Here is a 17,232-nt window from a genome sequence, read left to right as displayed (position 1 = left end):
TCAGTCGGTCAGGACAACTGAATTTGCCTGCTTGCTGTGCAACCAGTCTATTGCTGCGCGCACCAGCCCTGCATCCATCTCGTGGACTTCTACACCACTACCTATGGCGGCCAGCAGCGTGATGGTCAACTCGCCTCCCAAGTGTTCGCGGAATTCTCTTAAGCCCTGCAATACCAGCAAGTCACCTTGCTCGTCCTGCGCCAGTAATTGTGCATGCCACAGATCAAAACCCAGTTGCGTCAGCAAGCGATGAATGCGGGCGTCTTCCCCTTCTGGTAGTAAACCTGCAAGGCAGGAATAGCGTGCATCCAGTACCAGGCCTATGGCGACCGCTTCGCCATGCGATAGCGCATGTGCAGTCAGGCGTTCGAGTTTATGCGCGACCCAGTGACCATAATCCAGCGGCCTGGCCGAGCCGCTTTCAAAGGGGTCTCCACCATGGGCAATCTGGTGCATGTGCAAACTGGCGGAGCGGGTGATCACTACGTTCAGTACATTGCTGTCAAATGCTGCCAGTGCGGGCAACTGCTTTTCCATCATGAGAAAAAATGCATGGTCGCGTATCAGGGCAACCTTGACGGCTTCTGCCAGCCCGGCCCGCTTTTCACGTGAGGGCAAGATATCGATGAAACGTGCATCATTGATGACTGCCCAGGGTGGGGCAAAGGTGCCAATGAGGTTTTTTTGCCCTTGCCAGTTGACCGCATTTTTGACACCAACACCGCTGTCATCCTGCGCCAGCACCGTAGTCGGGAAACGTATATGCCGCACGCCGCGATGGAAGATGGCAGAGGCATAGCCCACTGCATCCAGCACTGCGCCACCGCCAATGGCGATGGAATAAGAATGCCGGTCTATTGCCCGCTCTGACAGAGCCTGCAATAGGCGTTCCACCAGGCTTGCATCATTCTTGCAGACTTCACCGCCAGGCAGCAGGTAGATCTCGCCTGCCAATTCCATGGCTTCGTGATGAAAGCGCAGATAGGCAAGTATCTGCTCGACCAGGCCGGGCATGGCCCTGGCCAAGCCTTCATCAAGGAAAATCGCCAGCCTGTGCCTGCGCTGCGGTTCACGCAAAGTCACCACTGCACGAAAATCTGGATTGGCAATATCAAAGGCATCACGGGTGGAAACCACGGGAAAGGTGTAATCGACGCGCACATGTTGCTGTTGCCAGCCTGTCCGCGCAGTTGCAGGCGCGACCACTTGCAGATCGGGCAGCCGGTTCAGTTCAGCCAGTTTCACGATACATCCTTTCCTGGTTTATCCACGTTTTTTCCTTCAAGCCTTCCTTCAACCTGGGAATGGCAACTGGAAGCTGGGCCCGGCATTGGTGCCATCGTTCAAGCCTGAAGGCGTAGCCATCAATTGCTGTGCTGCCAGTCCCAATGAGAACATCAGGCCCACGGCTTGCCCCAGTGTTTCTGGTTCGCCATTGAAGGCGATGTGCAAGCCATTCAGCAAGGCTTGATAAGTGCGGGCAAATTGTTCCTGCAAAATGCGGGCGCGTGAACCCTGGGGATACATCGCCAGATTGGGATCATCCATCATCGGCCAGACACCATCTGGATCGAAAGGAATTTTTTCGCCGCTATAGGCAAAGCCATGTTCATTCTTGACCAGGCGATGACCATTGACGATTTCGGCATACTTGTAATAATGGGACAATTCACCATCACCATCGCCTGGATGACGCGCTCCGGCACCCTCACCCTGACGTTTGATTTCATCAATGGCACGGCAGGCATCGGCCAGTGAAGTAATCGCAAATAACTTGCCTGTGCCATGCCATTCTGTGACCTGCTTGTCGGCATTGCCAAAACTGATCTGACCGGCATTGCTCAGTTCCGTCAAGGTCTGTTTGATTTCATCATAGAACCAGCCTATGGTGTACTTGGATGTATCAACAGGTTCACCCTCCCTGGCACGGTAATGCACCGGCTCTATGGTTTTCTCGGGCTGTTCTATGGACATGAAGGCACGCAATTGATCAATCGAGCATTTGCGCAAGCGCACACTCAAATCTGCACGCAAGCCACCTGGCAGTGAGCCGGGATAAACAGGTACAAATTTGGGCCGATTGAAGCTGGGCTTGCCGCCGATGGATATCATCAAATTCGCGACCAGAGCCATATGCAGCATTTCTTCCATCACCACGCTGCGTATCAATTGTGCTACTTCGATATTGGCATTTGGCTTGATACTGTAGAGCGCTGTCAGGTAAGGCGGTATGGTTGCATGCTCCAGCTCTATGGCCTGTTGCAGGGCACGGTGCAGATCAGGAACGGAATCGAGTTCCATATACACAGGATTGTCCAGCCACTTTTGCAGCATCTCGCGTTTCTTGGTGGAGAGGTCACGTGTCACGGGCATGTAGTTGGGGTCAGAAACCGGCGCCCTGAAGACATTTTTCAGTGCAAAAATCTTGTTCGTCAAACTGGCGTAATTCGACAGGTCAACGATCTTGTGCATGATGGGATACAGATCGGCGTATTGCTGAAAGATGGGACGCACATCACATAACCAGTCTGGCTTATCAGGAATGGTGTAGCCACTGAATACCAGTACATTCAGGCTCAGCGCACCATTGCCCACGCTTCCTGTGGCAGGTTGGGCACTGCCTATCTGGTAAGTGATGCCATATACCTGGCCATCGATATAGCCACGCGGATTACCGGGGTCCGAGGCTTTCAAGCTCAATTCCGCGGTACCGTCGCTATCGGTAATGATGCTCGGCTGGAAAGTGAGCGCCTCAGGTGGGGTGCCGACTTTTTGCGGGCCGGGCACCGGGCCTTGCTTGATCTGCCCTTCCATGGCGCTGGAATCGTAACCCAGGCTGATCCTGGTGTTTCCCAGGGGCTGACCAAAACTGCTGGCATAAAATGTAACCGTCTGATTTTCTGGTGGATTGAACCTGAAAACAAAATTGTCGGCACGTACCCATTGCCCATTCGGTGCTTCCGCGAGCAAGGGTTGGGTGGCATTGGCCACCAGTCCCAGAGGTGTATTGGCAGCCGCCGCCAGTTGCGTGCTGTTCAAAGGGATGGAGACTATACCCGCCGTGCTTTCATACCAGCGCTGGCCCATGTAATTGACTTCAGCCAGCAATTGCGGCGCACCATCGTTAGGCAACAAAGCCACCGTCAAACTGCCGGAGTCGGCCCGCGCACCACCCAGTTCCTTGATGGGCAGGCTATTGCCGAGATCAAGGGTCAATACATTACCGACAATTTGCCCTATCGCATCATTGGCGGTTTGCCCAGGCACTGCCCACAGGCGGCGGCCAGGGACAAAATGGCGCGGCTCCTTCGCTTCATGCAAGCCTATGCTGCCCACCACGCGGCCAAAGGTAAAATTGGGCGAGGACATGGTATCGTCGAAACTATCGACATTGAACTTGATACTGAAGTTGTCTGGATTTTTATTCTCGGCCAGCAATTCATTCAAGAAGCGCGAAGGCCCGGCACCGGTGATCTTGATTTGTTCCAGCACAGATTGATAATAGGCACAAAAAAAAGAGTCTGGCTGGCCGGGTGGATAATTGACCCAGATATCGGCAAACGGGGCGACAGCAAAACGGCTCTGGAAACCCATGCCTGTGGCCTCACTACCGAGGTTGACCGAAAAGCCCCAGATTTCCGACACCATTTGTTGTTCACTATCAAGATCCACCAGCTTGCCTTCTACCCTGGTGTCTGAACCATTCACGGCCAGGCCGATGACGGGATCGAGACTGGGATCTGAACAAGTGCTGCCATCGCGGTAGACAACGCTGGTGACCACGCAATTGCGGAAACGCCAGGAGCCGGTGCCGTTAGGGTTCCACCAGCCATTGGTCGCGCCAGGACCTGGCATCTGGTAATTGGAGCGGAAACGCGCTGTATCGAAATGCTCGGGATCGTTGTTGATGGTGGACACATCGGCCTGGAACTGGCCGGCAAACACTAAACGGGGCGGACTGAGGTAGCTCATTGGTTCTCCTGTGGTGGTTGCACCAATCGATACCGGATAACGCAAAACCGTGACAGCCCGAGATGATTTTGCGCAAGCCCTGAAAAGATTGATGAAGTACATGGGGTTGCCGTTGCAATACCGAAAAACAGTGACATTCCACTCAACTGAGCCGGAAATGTCCATTGCCTTCCGTACATCCTTGCATATACATTGCAGAAAACATAATTACCAATATTGAAACAATAGTGCAAAACATGCAATAGCTTCGCGGCATCTTTTCTTGAAATATCTTTTCCATGCAACATTTCTTTTTAAGGAATACTTTCCAGCAAGTAGCTATTGCACAAAGCCAGGATTAAATTAATAATAAGGAAACAATACGTCGCTAAGCTGGTGCGACTATTCGTCTGACTGGTGGCAAGATGTACTGCGCTCCCGGACTTCACCGTAGTATGAATAAGCAAAAATTTACTCATGCAAAGCTTGTTGATATTAAATATCGTAGGCCTCACCCCCAGTCTGCTGGGTGCGCTGACACCGAGGCTGTCTGCCTTGGTGGCCAGCGGCAATATGCTGCCACTAAAAAGCGTGGCACCAGCCGTCACGTGCACCGTGCAAGCCACCATCATGACCGGGCTATCGCCACAGCAACATGGCATCGTCGGCAATGGCTGGTTATTCCGCGACCTGGCAGAAATCTGGTTTTGGCGGCAATCCAATAAACTCGTCACTGGAGAAAAAATCTGGGAAGCAGGCAAGGCGCGTGATCCCAAATTCACATGCGCGAATTTGTTCTGGTGGTACAACATGGCATCGACCCATGACTATGGCATCACCCCTCGCCCCATCTATAAGGCAGATGGGCGCAAGCTGCCGGACTGTTATACGACACCGCCAGCATGGCGCGATGAACTGACACAAAAAATCGGTGCCTTCCCGCTATTCCAGTTCTGGGGCCCGGCCACCACGATCAAGTCCAGCCTCTGGATTGCTGACGCCGCCAAGCTGGCCATCACAGAAAAAAACCCGACCCTGACCATGGTCTACCTGCCGCACCTGGACTATGACTTGCAAAGACATGGGCCAGACCTGAGCAATCCGGCAGTACAACAATCCTTGCGCGATATTGATGACGTGGCTGGTGACCTGATCGCCCATGCCCAAAAGGCTGGCCGCCGTGTCATGGTCTTGTCCGAATACGGCATTACTGCCGTTGACAGACCAATACACCTGAACCGCATCTTGCGTGAAGCGGGGTACCTGACCGTGCGCGAAGAGGATGGCGCAGAGTTACTCGACCCGATTGCCTCCAGCGCCTATGCCGTGGCTGACCATCAGTTTGCCCATGTATATATCTCCAGGCCAGAATTGATTGCGCCAGTACGCAGGTTGCTCGGCAATGTCGCTGGTGTAGAAGGCATCTGGGCTGGCAGTGAGCGTGCGGCCATAGGGCTGGATCACCCCCGGTCAGGTGAACTGGTAGTGATGGCAGACAAGCGCTCCTGGTTCACTTACTATTACTGGCAGGATGATGCGCTGGCACCTGACTTTGCCCGCACGGTAGAAATCCACCGCAAACCCGGCTATGACCCGGCTGAGCTGTTTGTCGATACCAATATCAGCTTCCCCAAGCTGGCAGTGGCATGGCGGCTGGGCAAGCGCATGCTGGGTTTTCGCAGCCTGATGAATGTCATTGGCCTGGATGCCAGCCTGGTACAAGGCTCACACGGCAGGCCGGTGGATGATGCAGCCGATGGGCCTTTGCTGATACTCGATCGCCCGTCAGCAGATGGCAGGAATGAAGTCCATGCAGCGGATATCAAGGACATCGCCTTGAAGATCATGTTTGAAAATGCAAACTCAGGAGCTGGCAAATGAATGACAACGGTAAATTTTCAAGCGACTTTGTCGCCGACAGTACGATCGTGGATGAAATGTTTTCTGACCGTGCCGTCACCTGCCCCTGTTGCAATGGCACGATCACACCGCAGATGCTGCAAAACCTGCTGGCCCAGGCCGGACAATTGCAACAGGGCCAGACGGCATTCCGCCAACTCGCCAGCGGTGGCAATGGCATGATGATAGACCCGCATGCGCATATGATCGCCCGCACTACCGATGACTATGAAGCCATGGCCAAAGCCGGCATTGTCGCCGTCATCGAACCGGCATTCTGGCTGGGGCAATTGCGTACCAATGTAGGCAGCTTCATCGATTATTTTTCCACCATCACCGGCTTCGAGCGCTTTCGCGCCGGGCAGTTTGGCATACGTCATTACTGCGCTATCGGCCTTAATCCCAAAGAAGCGAATAACCCGGCACTGGCAGAAGCGGTGCTGGACATCATGCCTCGTTACTTGGGCAAGGAAGGCGTAGTGGCACTCGGTGAAATTGGCTACGATGAGCAGACAGAACTCGAAGACAAGGCCCTGCGTGCTCAAATCGCCATGGCGATAGAATTTGAACTGCCCATCATGATCCATACGCCACACCGCGATAAAAAACGCGGCACCACCCGCACCATGGATGTGCTGGAAGAATGCGGCTTTGATCCGGCACGCTGCGTTATCGACCACAATAATGAAGAGACTGTGCAGGAAGTGCTGGACCGCGGCTACTGGTGCGCCTTCACGATTTACCCATCCACCAAGATGGGGAATGAAAGGCTGGCCGACATCGTCAACCAATATGGCCCTGAACGCATCATCGTCAATTCTGCCTGCGACTGGGGCGTGTCTGATCCGCTGGCCGTACCCAAGTCCGCCCGCCTGATGGCCAGCCGCGGTATCTCTGCCGAAGTCATTCATCAAGTGGTGTATGCCAACGCATTGTCTGTGTACGGCCTGAACCAGGAAATGCAGGAGGCCCACTGGTGCCAGCCAGCCAAAATAGACCAGCGCACCCTGTATAGCGGCAATTCGGTGTTGCGCGGACAAACACCGAGGGTGGATGAAGAAGTCTTGAATCCTGACATTATCCGTTAAGCCAGCTAGCCACGACCCGGATCACCTTTACTTTCGCCAGTTTAAACAATTACTGGTTAAAATAAGCGTCATTTTCTACCAGCAAAGAAGACTGACGCTTATGTTGAACTGGCTTAAAAAAACTTTTTCAAAATCACAAGAAACGCCCGAACCCCAACAAGTTAGCGCCCCTCCTAAAAAACCCGGCCCGGTCTTGGCAGCGGATGAACCAGCAACAGTTGCCAGCAATGTCGCAACAATGCCGGTATTTGCCGGGCATCATGATGCCATCGCCGTAGCCTACGAAAAACTGCAACTTGACCCGGCTGAAAACCTGCCTGCCAATATCCTGGCTGACAAGCTGTATGAAAAATTCTTGTTGCCGGAAGCCGAGGCTGTCTATCGCATTGTCCTGGAAAGCGAACCAGAATCATTGGAAACCTGGATCAATCTTGGCCTGTGCCTGGATGGGCAATCACGCTTTGCGGAAGCGATAGCATGTTACCGACATGTCCTGGCCCGGCAACCTGGCAATATCATCGCCCACTTCAATCTCGGCGTCAGCCTGTCGCTGGAAGGGAAAAACCACGATGCTGAACAGGCTTATCTGCACGCCCTGGAACTCAATCCGCAATTTGGACATGCGCATTTCAATCTGGCCATGCTTTTTCAGCAGCGCGATGACCTCAGTGCTGCCACCCATCATTATGAAGAATTATTAAAACTGGAACCCCAGCATTATTATGCCTATTGCAATCTCGGCATGATACACGCAGCACAGGGGCGCTACCTGGATGCCGAGCCTTGTTTCCAGCACGCGATTGCCTGCCAGACCGAGATGACAACTGCGGATTTTTTCCTGGTCAACCTGTATCAGCAACAGGGTAAACAGCAGGAAGCAGAAAATGTATTAAAAAACCTGCTGACACGCCAGCCCGCCAATACGGCAGCAAGGGATGCCCTGTTAAATCTGTATTTGCAGTCCTCTCGTTATGCAGAGGCTGAGAGCATATATCGCCAGATGCTGGTTTCTCTTCCACAAGAGGCCATCATTCATTACAATCTGGGCGTGGTTTTAAAAGAACAGGGGCAAGTCGAGGCAGCAAAGAACTGCTACCTGCAAGCTCTGCAACTGCAACCAGTTTTTGCCCAAGCGCTTGGCAATCTTGGCTTAATTTTCCTGGATCAAGGGGATCTTGCACAGGCGGAAAGTTATTATCAACGCGCCTTGGAGCAGGACCCCAAATTTGCCCTTGCCTATGTCAATCTTGCACAGATTTATAAGTTAAATGCACAGTTTTCCAAAGCAGAAGCAAGTTACCGCAAAGCCCTGGATCTGGATAAAAACAATGCCAGTTATCACAGCCATCTGGGCCAACTCTTTTTTGAACAACAGCGCTATGACGACGCGCAAACCTGTTACCAAAAAGCCCTGCAACTGGACCCCAACTCCATCGTATCCTTGCTTGAACTTGGTCAGTTACACATGACCTTCAACCGGGCGACACAAGCTCGTACCTGTTTCGATCAAGCGATAAAAATCAAGCCAGATTTAGCCCATGCCCATAATTGCCTGGGTGTGTTGTACGACGATCAGGGCATGATCCCTGAAGCAGTTGCTGCTTATCGCCAGGCACTGGAATGCCAACCGGATTTCTCTGAAGCCTATGGCAATCTGCTGTTTTCCCTGAACTATCATCCCGACCTGAGTGCAGAAGAAATTTTTGCCGCTTATCAGGAATATGAACGCCGCTTTGTAGCGCATTTTTACCCGCAATGGCACCCGCATACCAATAGCAAGCAGCCAGCACGTCGCTTGAAGGTAGGCTATGTTTCACCGGATATGCGGCGTCACCCGGTCCAGCATTTCCTGGAACCATTGCTGGCTCAGCATGACAAGAGCCAGTTCGAGATCTATGCCTATGCTGAACTCGCGTCAGAAGATGCTGTGAGTGTACGTTATCGCAAGCATGTGGATCACTGGATACCAACCAGGCATCTGAGCGATGATGCCATGGCCGAAAAAATACGTGACGACGGTATTGATATCCTCGTCGATGTCGCTGGTCATACAGGTAATAACCGCTTGCGCGTCATGGCCCGCAAACCAGCTCCGGTTTCGATCACCTGGCTGGGTTATGCCTATACGACAGGCTTGACGGCGATAGACTATATGCTGTCCGATGCGATTTTCGCGCCACCAGAGGCAAATCATTTATTTGCTGAACAAGTCTGGCGCGTCGAAACGCCATCGCTGGTCTATCGTCCTGCAGAAGGCATGGGAATGTACAACACCTTGCCCGCATTGACAAACGGATATGTCACGATAGGCACGCTTAGCCGTGCCGTGCGCATCAATCACAAGGTGATCAGGGTTTGGGCCAGCATATTACAGAAACTGGAGAATTCACGGCTGGTGATAGACAGTGGCAACTTCAAGGATGAAGCCATGCGCAAGTCCATGGAAGATAAATTTGTGGCCCTGGGGATAGACCGCAGCCGCTTGCAAATCGGCGCTCACAGTCCGCCATGGGATGTTATCCGTAGCATAGACATCGGACTGGATTGCTTCCCGCACAACTCTGGTACGACTTTGTTCGAATCCCTGTACCTGGGCATTCCCTTTGTCACCCTGGCGTCTCGCCCCAGCATGGGCAGGCTGGGTAGTAGCATATTGAGCGGCCTGGGCCGACCTGAATGGATTGCAAGGACAGAAGAAGAATATGTGGACAAGGTCGTCAGCCTTGCCAGCAATCTGCCGGAGCTCATCACCATACGTGCTGGCTTGCGTATGCAAATGCAAAATAGCCCATTGATGGATGAAGCAGGCTTCTGCCGCAAGATAGAAAATGCCTATCGCAGCATGTGGCAAGTCTGGTGCGCCAAGGAGAACTAGAACTCAGGCGGAGATTATGCAATCCATGGGAATATCATGTTCCTGCGCTGCAAATTCTGCCTGGGTGCAGGCATAGGCCATACCGATCGCCCTGGGCCGTGGTGCAACGGCAAGAGTACGGTCATAAAAGCCGCCGCCATAACCCAGGCGGTAGCCTGCCGCATTCCAGCCCAGGCAAGGGATAAGCAAGACTTCAGGCTGCGCCACCAGACGCCCGTGCGCCGGAATGGCAATACCATAGGAATCGACTGTCATGGCATCCCCTGCCTGCCAGGACAAAAAGCTTAAAGGCATGTCTTTGGCTATCACCAGCGGCAAGGCCAGTTGCACGCCCTGCTCCTGCAATTGCTGATAATAGGGACGCAAGTCCGGTTCTGCCTGTATCGGCCAATACACAGCCAGGCTGGCGGGTGTATTTTGTTGACACCATAACAGCAATTGCTTTCCCAATTCAGCATCCAGCAAGCTTTTCTGTTCCGGCGTAATGGCCTGGCGTTGTTGTCGCAAAAACTGACGCAATTCAGTGCGGCTTTGCGCTGTTTCAACGCTGAGTTTGTGTGCGCTATTCTTGGGCTGTGTCATACTGTCAGAAATGTAATCTCAAACTGTCAAAAGATGTCTGTGAAAAAAAGTTTAGCTGGTCTTAGCCTGATGATCTTAGCAGGTTTCGCAACAAGTCCTTTCGCCTATGCAGCGCCAGCGAAAAGGAGCCTGATTGCCAATGATGATGACCGTTTCATGGCCTTGCGTGATGCCGCCTTCCATGAAGACGCCGCCAGCACCGAGCAACATGCAGCGGCATTGAAGAATTATGACATCCTCTCCTATGTCGATTATTACCGCCTGCGCTCACGCCTGGTAAAAACGACCAACGCTGAATTCCGTGACTTTATCAGCAAGTATGAAGGTAGCGCCATCGCTGACCGGCTACGCAATGACTGGCTCTTGCTGCTGGGCAGGCGTGGCGAATGGGACTTGTTTGATCAGCAATATCCACAATTTGTTGTCGCAGATGATAATCAGTTGCGCTGCTATTCCTTGCTTTCCAAGGCAGTAAAGCAGCACAAAGTGGCAACAGAAGCGCGCAATTTGCTCAATAGCCCGCGTGACTATGGAGAAGGCTGCTATGCCCTGGTCACTTACCTGACGACGAATGGACAATTCAACCAGGATGATTTGTGGGCGCAAATGCGCATGGCGGCAGAAAACGGCGCCTTGCCACTGGCACAACGCCTGGGTAAATTGCTGAATGTATCAGAAAAGCAAGTTACAGAAGCCGTGGACAAACCGGCTGGCATGCTAAAGAAAGCCCCGGATGCCGGGCATGCCGCCCACGAACTGTATCTGATTGCCTTGGGACGCCTGGCAAAATCTGATCATGAGCAGGCAGCAGAAACCCTGAGTCGTCACAGGAACTTATTCACGGACAATGAAAAAGCCCTGGGCTGGGCGCAGATCGCCATGCAAGCCGCACAAAAACTGGAACCGGAAGCCCTGGCTTACTGGCAAAAAGCCGAAGGCGCAGTCTTGACACAAGAAGCCCATCAATGGCGCACCCGTACAGCCTTGCGTGAAGGGGACTGGAAGCTGGTGAAGTCCAGCATCACCGCCATGCCTGCCAGCCTGAAGGCAGACCCGGCCTGGGTTTACTGGTATGGCCGCGCATTAAAAGCCGAAGGCAAGCATGAAGAAGCGCGCGCCCAGTTCGCCAGCATCGCCGATCAATTGCATTTCTATGGTCAACTTGCCCTGGAAGAACAGGGACAAAAAATAGGTGTCCCCGGCACCGTCAAACCAGTAACGCCAGAAGAGCTGGCGCCGATGGAAAGAAATCCCAATTTGCAAAGGGCACTGAAATTCTATGCCATGAATTTGCGCTTCGAAGGCACGCGTGAATGGAATTGGGAGTTGCGCAAGATGAGCGAGCGCCAGCATCTGGCTGCAGCCGAACTGGCAAGGAAAAACAACTTACTCGACCGCATGGTCAACACCTCCGACCGCACCAAGGGTGAACTGGATTTCAGCCAGCGTTACCCTACGCCATTCAACGACAGCATGTACAAGACTACCCAGGCACTGGGCATGGACATGGCCTGGGTATATGGTTTGATACGCCAGGAATCACGCTTCATCATGAATGCCAAATCGCATGTGGGTGCATCTGGCCTGATGCAATTGATGCCAGCTACTGCGCGCTATGTTGCCAAGAAGATTGGCCTCGGTAATTTTGTACCTACCCAAGTCAATGATGTGGAAACCAATATTGCGCTTGGCACCAATTATCTGAACATGGTATTGACCGACCTGGGTGGCTCGCAGGCTCTGGCATCCGCTGCTTATAACGCTGGCCCTGGCCGCCCGCGCGCCTGGCGTTCCAAACTGACACGTCCGGTGGAAGGAGCCATTTTTGCCGAGACCATTCCTTTCAATGAAACCCGCGGCTATGTCAAAAACGTATTGTCGAATGCGACTTACTACGCTGCCCTGTTTGAGAAAAAACCGCAGTCACTGAAGAAACGTCTGGGCATGGTCGTCCCCAAGGGCATGACGGCCACTGAATCCGATGTTCCTGCCAATCTTTAAGTGTAGACATCATGCAAGATACTGAAATGCAACCTGCACTGGCCGCCTTGCTGGACCAGCACCGGGCCGGTTTGCGCCTGGTGATAGGCAACAAAAATTATTCCTCCTGGTCCATGCGCCCCTGGGTACTGATGAAGGCTTTTGGTATACCCTTCGAAGAAATACGCATACTGCTGAACCAGCCAGATACCACCAACCGCATTGCTGAATACTCTGCTGCCGGTCGTGTGCCAGTCTTGCTGGCGGGTGAAATCACTGTATGGGATTCACTGGCAATTTGCGAGTACCTGGCCGAACAATTTTCCATACTTAATCTGTGGCCAGAAGATGTCGCTGCCAGGGCCACGGCGCGCAGCATCTGTGCCGAAATGCATTCCGGCTTCTCTTCACTGCGTTTTGACATGCCAATGAATATCCGTGCCGACCTGTTTGGCAAGGGCCGCACAATAGGCTCGCAAGCGGACATAGGCCGCATCAGTGAAATCTGGGAAGATTGTCTGGCATCCTACGGCGCCCATGAATTCCTGTTCGGTGCATTCTCTATTGCCGATGCATTCTATGCGCCGGTGGTCATGCGCTTCCGCACTTATGGTGTCTCACTGGCACCAGCCCTGCAAGCCTATGTCGACCGCGTGATAGCACACCCTGCAGTCGCATTATGGGTGCGGGAAGCATTGATGGAAACCGAATCCATGCCCGGTCATGACAACCGTCATGGCGAATAAGAACGGCAACGGCTACATGAAGACTTATATAGTTGGTGGTGCGGTACGCGACGCCTTGCTCGGTCATCCAGTCCAAGACCGCGATTACGTCGTGGTAGGCGCATCGCCAGAAGAGATGCTGGCCCAGGGCTTCTTGCCTGTCGGTAAAGATTTCCCGGTATTCCTGCATCCCAAGACCCATGACGAATATGCGCTGGCTCGCACTGAACGCAAGACAGCCGCCGGTTACAAGGGCTTTGTCTTTCACACCGATGCCAATGTCACGCTGGAACAGGATTTGATACGCCGCGACCTCAGCATCAATGCCATGGCGCAGGATGATGACGGCAATATCATTGACCCCTACGGTGGTTTGCAAGATCTGAAAAACCGCGTGTTTCGCCATGTCTCCATGGCATTTTGTGAAGACCCGGTACGCATATTGCGCCTGGCCCGCTTCGCAGCACGCTTTGCCACACCGCCTCAAGATTTCAGCGTAGCCGCAGAAACCACGGCCCTCATGCAAACCATGGTGGCCGCTGGTGAAGTTGATGCCCTGGTGCCAGAACGTGTATGGCAAGAAATTTCACGCGGCTTGATGGAAGTGCGTCCTTCCCGTATGTTTGAAGTCTTGCGCAGTTGCGGCGCACTGCAACGCTTATTACCCGAGATTGATAGACAATGGAATATACCGGCCGCGGCTAACTCCTGCCGGGCTGAGCAATTGATGCAATTGCTGGATGCAACGGCAACAAACAAGCAGCCGCTGACTACACGTTATGCCGTACTCTTGCACGATCTGACCGCAGATCAGGTCAATGAGCAAACCGCTACGGCGCTAGAAAAGCAACGCATGGCCGTGGCCGATGCGATTAGCCAGCGCTTGAAAGTACCGGCAGAATGCCGCGACCTCGCCGTCATGCTGGCACGTGAGCATTTACATATCAATCTAGCCATCAGTCTGCCTGCTACCGATATCATCGATTTACTGGGGCGCTGTGATGCCTATCGCAAACCCCAGCGCTTCCTCGACGTATTGAGTGCAGCAGCCTGCCTGTATGCGCAGACAGACGAGACATATGCACCACAAACCCGGCTAGGCAAGGCGCTGGAAGTGGCACAACAAGTCAATGGCGGTGAAATTGCAGGGCAATATGTCAACACCCCGTCACAAATTCCAGTGGCAATACGGGCAGCCAGAATCGCAGCTCTGGAAGCCGCCAGCGTATGAATGGGACAGAATAGAAGTTTTATTCTCAAAAATAGCGCTTTTCTGGAATAATCGAAACAGATCATCTACAATGCATTGTGCAGTGCACAAAAGCTACCCATAAGGAGCTGCTATGAATGCGTCAGACGTTTTTCCAGAAGATCCAAAACACTTGCTAGACTCTACCAAAAAGCCATCGCAATCCACCATTTTCGTCAAGGAATTATCAGAAAAGGACAGGCATCGCATCTTGAGACATTTTCTTGGACTCGAAGAAAGTGACCGCTTACTACGCTTTGGCACTTATCTCCCGGATGCCATGATAGAAAAATATGTAGACGGCATCGATTTCTCCCGCGACAAGGTATTCGGCGTCATCAGCCACCATTTCCGCGTCGTCGGCGTCGGCCACCTGGCTTATGCGCCACGCGCCGAGGATGATGAAGCCACGGATAAAGACAAGGTCGCCGAATTTGGCGTTTCTGTCTCCACCTCAGCACGCGGCAAGGGCATAGGCTCCAGACTGTTTGAACGCGGTGCCATTCACTGCCGCAATGATGATATTGACACCTTGTACATGCATTGCCTGTCATCGAATCAAACCATGATACACATCGCCAAAAAAGCTGGTATGGAAATCCACCGCGAATACGGCGAAGCCGACGCCTACTTGAAGATCCTGCCCGCCGACGCCGCCAGCGTCTTGAAAGAAGCCATGCAAGAACAGGTTGCAGCGATTGACTACACCATCAAGGCAAATACCCGCGCTGCTGCCAAATGGCTCAGACATTTGCCGGGGATGAAGGGTGGGTCGAAGTAGCTAAGCCAAGACCTTTCACCACAGAGGATGGAAAGACTGCTTGTAAGCAGTCTTCGTTACGCAGGCGCGCGGCATACCGCACGAAGTCCCGGCTACACCACCGAGACACAGAGAAGATCAAGAGGAAAGCAAAACCTGGTTTCTCTGTGTCTCAATCGTCGATTACTTGAATATCTAGAAATCTAGGTACAAGTCGTAATTTGAAGCTTAAGTATATTAAGGATGCCTCCGTCAGTGCTCTTTATACCCCCACCACCACCGGCAAGGCTGTCGTATCCTTAATCTGCTGCAAGGCAAAACTAGACTTCACATCCAGCACCGCCGGATGCCGCAACAAGGTCTCCATCATGAAGCGCGAAAAGTGATTCATGTCTTCCACATGCACACGCAAGAGATAATCCATTTCCCCCGTCATGGCATAACAGGCCACCACCTCTGGCCACTGCCCTACCGAGGCCGAGAAGTCATCACGGGGTGAGCGTGAAGCGCCCTTGCCGGGATTATCGCTATGCTTTTCCAGCCGCACATTGACATAAGCCAGCAGGCCCAGGCCTATCTTGGCGGGTTCCAGCAAGGCCACGTATTTGCGGATGACGCCGCTGTCTTCCAAGCGCTTGATGCGGCGCAGGCAGGGGGAGGGCGAGAGATTAACGCGCTCTGCCACTTCCTGATTGGTGAGCCTGCCATCTGCCTGCAAAATCGCCAGGATCTTGCGGTCTATCTTATCCAGTTCAACCTCAAGCATAATCTGCCCCATATTAAATAAATTTAGCAATATTATTGCTCAAATCAATAAATCATTGGGTTATTTTGCAATTATATGGCGCGTTTTGCAGACTATACTGAGAGCTTGAGCTACATCAAAGCCAGTCTTAAATTGGCTAGTTGCAGCGGACACTGATGATCACACTGAGGAGACAGGCATGACAATCCAAACTTGGGAAAACCCTATGGGTACCGATGGCTTTGAGTTTATCGAGTACGCAGCACCCGATCCAAAAGCACTCGGCGAATTATTCCTCACCATGGGTTTCACCGCGATAGCCAAGCATCGCACCAAGGATGTGACACTGTTCCGTCAGGGCGAAGTGAACTTCATCATCAATGCTGAACCTGATTCTTTCGCACAAAAATTTGCCCGCAAACATGGCCAGTCCGTTTGCGCATTCGCTTTCCGCGTCAAGGATGCCAACGCTGCCTACAAACGCGCACTGGAACTGGGCGCCTGGGGTTTTGACAATAAAACCGGCCCTATGGAATTGAATATCCCTGCCATCAAAGGCATCGGTGATTCCCTGATTTACTTCGTTGACCGCTGGCATGGCAAAGATGGCGCAGATGCAGGCGCCATCGGCAATATCAGTATCTACGATGCTGATTTCGTGGCACTCCCTGGTGTGGACTCCAACCCAGTTGGCAAGGGCCTGACTTATATCGACCACCTGACCCACAATGTACACCGTGGTCGCATGAAGGAATGGGCGGATTTCTATGAAACCCTGTTCAACTTCCGCGAAATCCGTTACTTCGATATCGCTGGCAAACACACAGGCCTGAAGTCCAAAGCCATGACTTCACCTTGCGGCAAAATCCGCATTCCTATCAATGAATCTTCGGATGACAAATCCCAGATCGCAGAATACCTGGATCTGTACCACGGTGAAGGCGTGCAACATATCGCCATGGGCACCGACAATATTTATGACACAGTGAGTGGTATGAAAGCCAATGGCGTCGTATTCCAGGACACCATAGAAACTTACTATGACCTGGTTGACCGTCGCTTGCCTGGTCATAACGAAAATCTGGAAGAATTGCGCAAGCTGCGTATCCTCATCGATGGTAAGAGCACAGAAACATCGCGTGAATTGCTGTTGCAAATTTTCACGACCACGGTCATCGGCCCTATCTTCTTTGAAATCATCCAGCGCAAGGGCGACCAGGGTTTTGGCGAAGGTAATTTCCGCGCTCTGTTTGAGTCTATTGAGCTTGATCAGATCCGTCGTGGCGTCATCAAAGACGAAACAACTGTCTGATTTCGCTAACAGCTAATGGAGATATGAAAGAGGCTGGTCATCATCTGATGCCGGCCTTTTTCACTG

General features: G+C 52.7%; 12 protein-coding genes. 8 read left to right on the top strand and 4 right to left on the bottom strand.

The annotated features are described in order from the left end of the window. Both H8L47_RS08805 and H8L47_RS08800 read right to left on the bottom strand, forming a co-directional pair. Entirely contained in the window at positions 1-1,245 is a 1,245-nt protein-coding gene (locus H8L47_RS08805) for a 3-dehydroquinate synthase (RefSeq protein WP_222616464.1), read from the bottom strand. A 48-nt stretch (positions 1,246-1,293) separates the two neighbouring features. Next, a complete protein-coding gene (locus H8L47_RS08800; protein WP_186953214.1) occupies positions 1,294-3,972 on the bottom strand; it encodes a ferritin-like domain-containing protein in 2,679 nt (892 codons plus the stop codon). A 456-nt stretch (positions 3,973-4,428) separates the two neighbouring features. On the opposite strand from H8L47_RS08800, the gene H8L47_RS08795 reads away from it, so the two are divergent. The 3 genes from H8L47_RS08795 (at position 4,429) to H8L47_RS08785 (ending at position 9,813) form a co-directional block, all read left to right on the top strand. Beyond that, complete coding sequence (locus tag H8L47_RS08795) at positions 4,429-5,832, top strand: nucleotide pyrophosphatase/phosphodiesterase family protein (RefSeq protein ID WP_186953213.1); 1,404 nt, start codon at positions 4,429-4,431, stop codon at positions 5,830-5,832. After that, positions 5,829-6,938, top strand: coding sequence for a TatD family hydrolase (locus H8L47_RS08790; protein WP_230413666.1), 1,110 nt, complete (start codon positions 5,829-5,831; stop codon positions 6,936-6,938). The genes H8L47_RS08795 and H8L47_RS08790 overlap by 4 nt, the downstream gene beginning before the upstream one ends. 100 nt (positions 6,939-7,038) lie before the next feature. Further along, entirely contained in the window at positions 7,039-9,813 is a 2,775-nt protein-coding gene (locus H8L47_RS08785; RefSeq protein ID WP_186953212.1) for a tetratricopeptide repeat protein, read from the top strand. 3 nt (positions 9,814-9,816) lie between these two features. Here the strand turns inward: H8L47_RS08785 and H8L47_RS08780 are convergent, their stop codons facing one another. Then, complete coding sequence (locus H8L47_RS08780; RefSeq protein ID WP_186953211.1) at positions 9,817-10,395, bottom strand: 5-formyltetrahydrofolate cyclo-ligase; 579 nt, start codon at positions 10,393-10,395, stop codon at positions 9,817-9,819. 33 nt (positions 10,396-10,428) lie between these two features. Between H8L47_RS08780 and H8L47_RS08775 the strand changes: the two genes are divergently transcribed. From H8L47_RS08775 to H8L47_RS08760, 4 genes are all read left to right on the top strand, one after another. Then, on the top strand, positions 10,429-12,396 hold the full coding sequence (locus H8L47_RS08775; RefSeq protein ID WP_186953210.1) for a lytic transglycosylase domain-containing protein: 1,968 nt from the start codon (positions 10,429-10,431) through the stop codon (positions 12,394-12,396). Positions 12,397-12,407: 11 nt separating this feature from the next. Beyond that, complete coding sequence (locus H8L47_RS08770; RefSeq protein ID WP_186953209.1) at positions 12,408-13,121, top strand: glutathione S-transferase family protein; 714 nt, start codon at positions 12,408-12,410, stop codon at positions 13,119-13,121. Between the two features lie 16 nt (positions 13,122-13,137). Then, a complete protein-coding gene (locus H8L47_RS08765; RefSeq protein ID WP_186953442.1) occupies positions 13,138-14,331 on the top strand; it encodes a multifunctional CCA addition/repair protein in 1,194 nt (397 codons plus the stop codon). Positions 14,332-14,443: 112 nt separating this feature from the next. Beyond that, positions 14,444-15,130: a GNAT family N-acetyltransferase gene (locus H8L47_RS08760; protein WP_186953208.1), complete on the top strand. Its 687-nt coding sequence runs from the start codon at positions 14,444-14,446 to the stop codon at positions 15,128-15,130. A gap of 241 nt (positions 15,131-15,371) precedes the next feature. Here the strand turns inward: H8L47_RS08760 and H8L47_RS08755 are convergent, their stop codons facing one another. Beyond that, positions 15,372-15,875, bottom strand: a complete 504-nt coding sequence (locus H8L47_RS08755) for an Lrp/AsnC family transcriptional regulator (protein ID WP_186953207.1) — start codon at positions 15,873-15,875, stop codon at positions 15,372-15,374. Between the two features lie 178 nt (positions 15,876-16,053). Between H8L47_RS08755 and hppD the strand changes: the two genes are divergently transcribed. After that, positions 16,054-17,166: a 4-hydroxyphenylpyruvate dioxygenase gene (gene hppD, locus H8L47_RS08750; RefSeq protein ID WP_186953206.1), complete on the top strand. Its 1,113-nt coding sequence runs from the start codon at positions 16,054-16,056 to the stop codon at positions 17,164-17,166. Positions 17,167-17,232 lie beyond the last annotated feature (66 nt).

Origin of the sequence: Undibacterium umbellatum (genome assembly GCF_014284125.1) — a bacterium.
GTDB lineage: Bacteria > Pseudomonadota > Gammaproteobacteria > Burkholderiales > Burkholderiaceae_D > Undibacterium > Undibacterium umbellatum.
The sequence above is the reverse complement of the archived record's forward strand: the minus strand, read 5'-3'. Positions and strand labels throughout refer to the sequence as shown.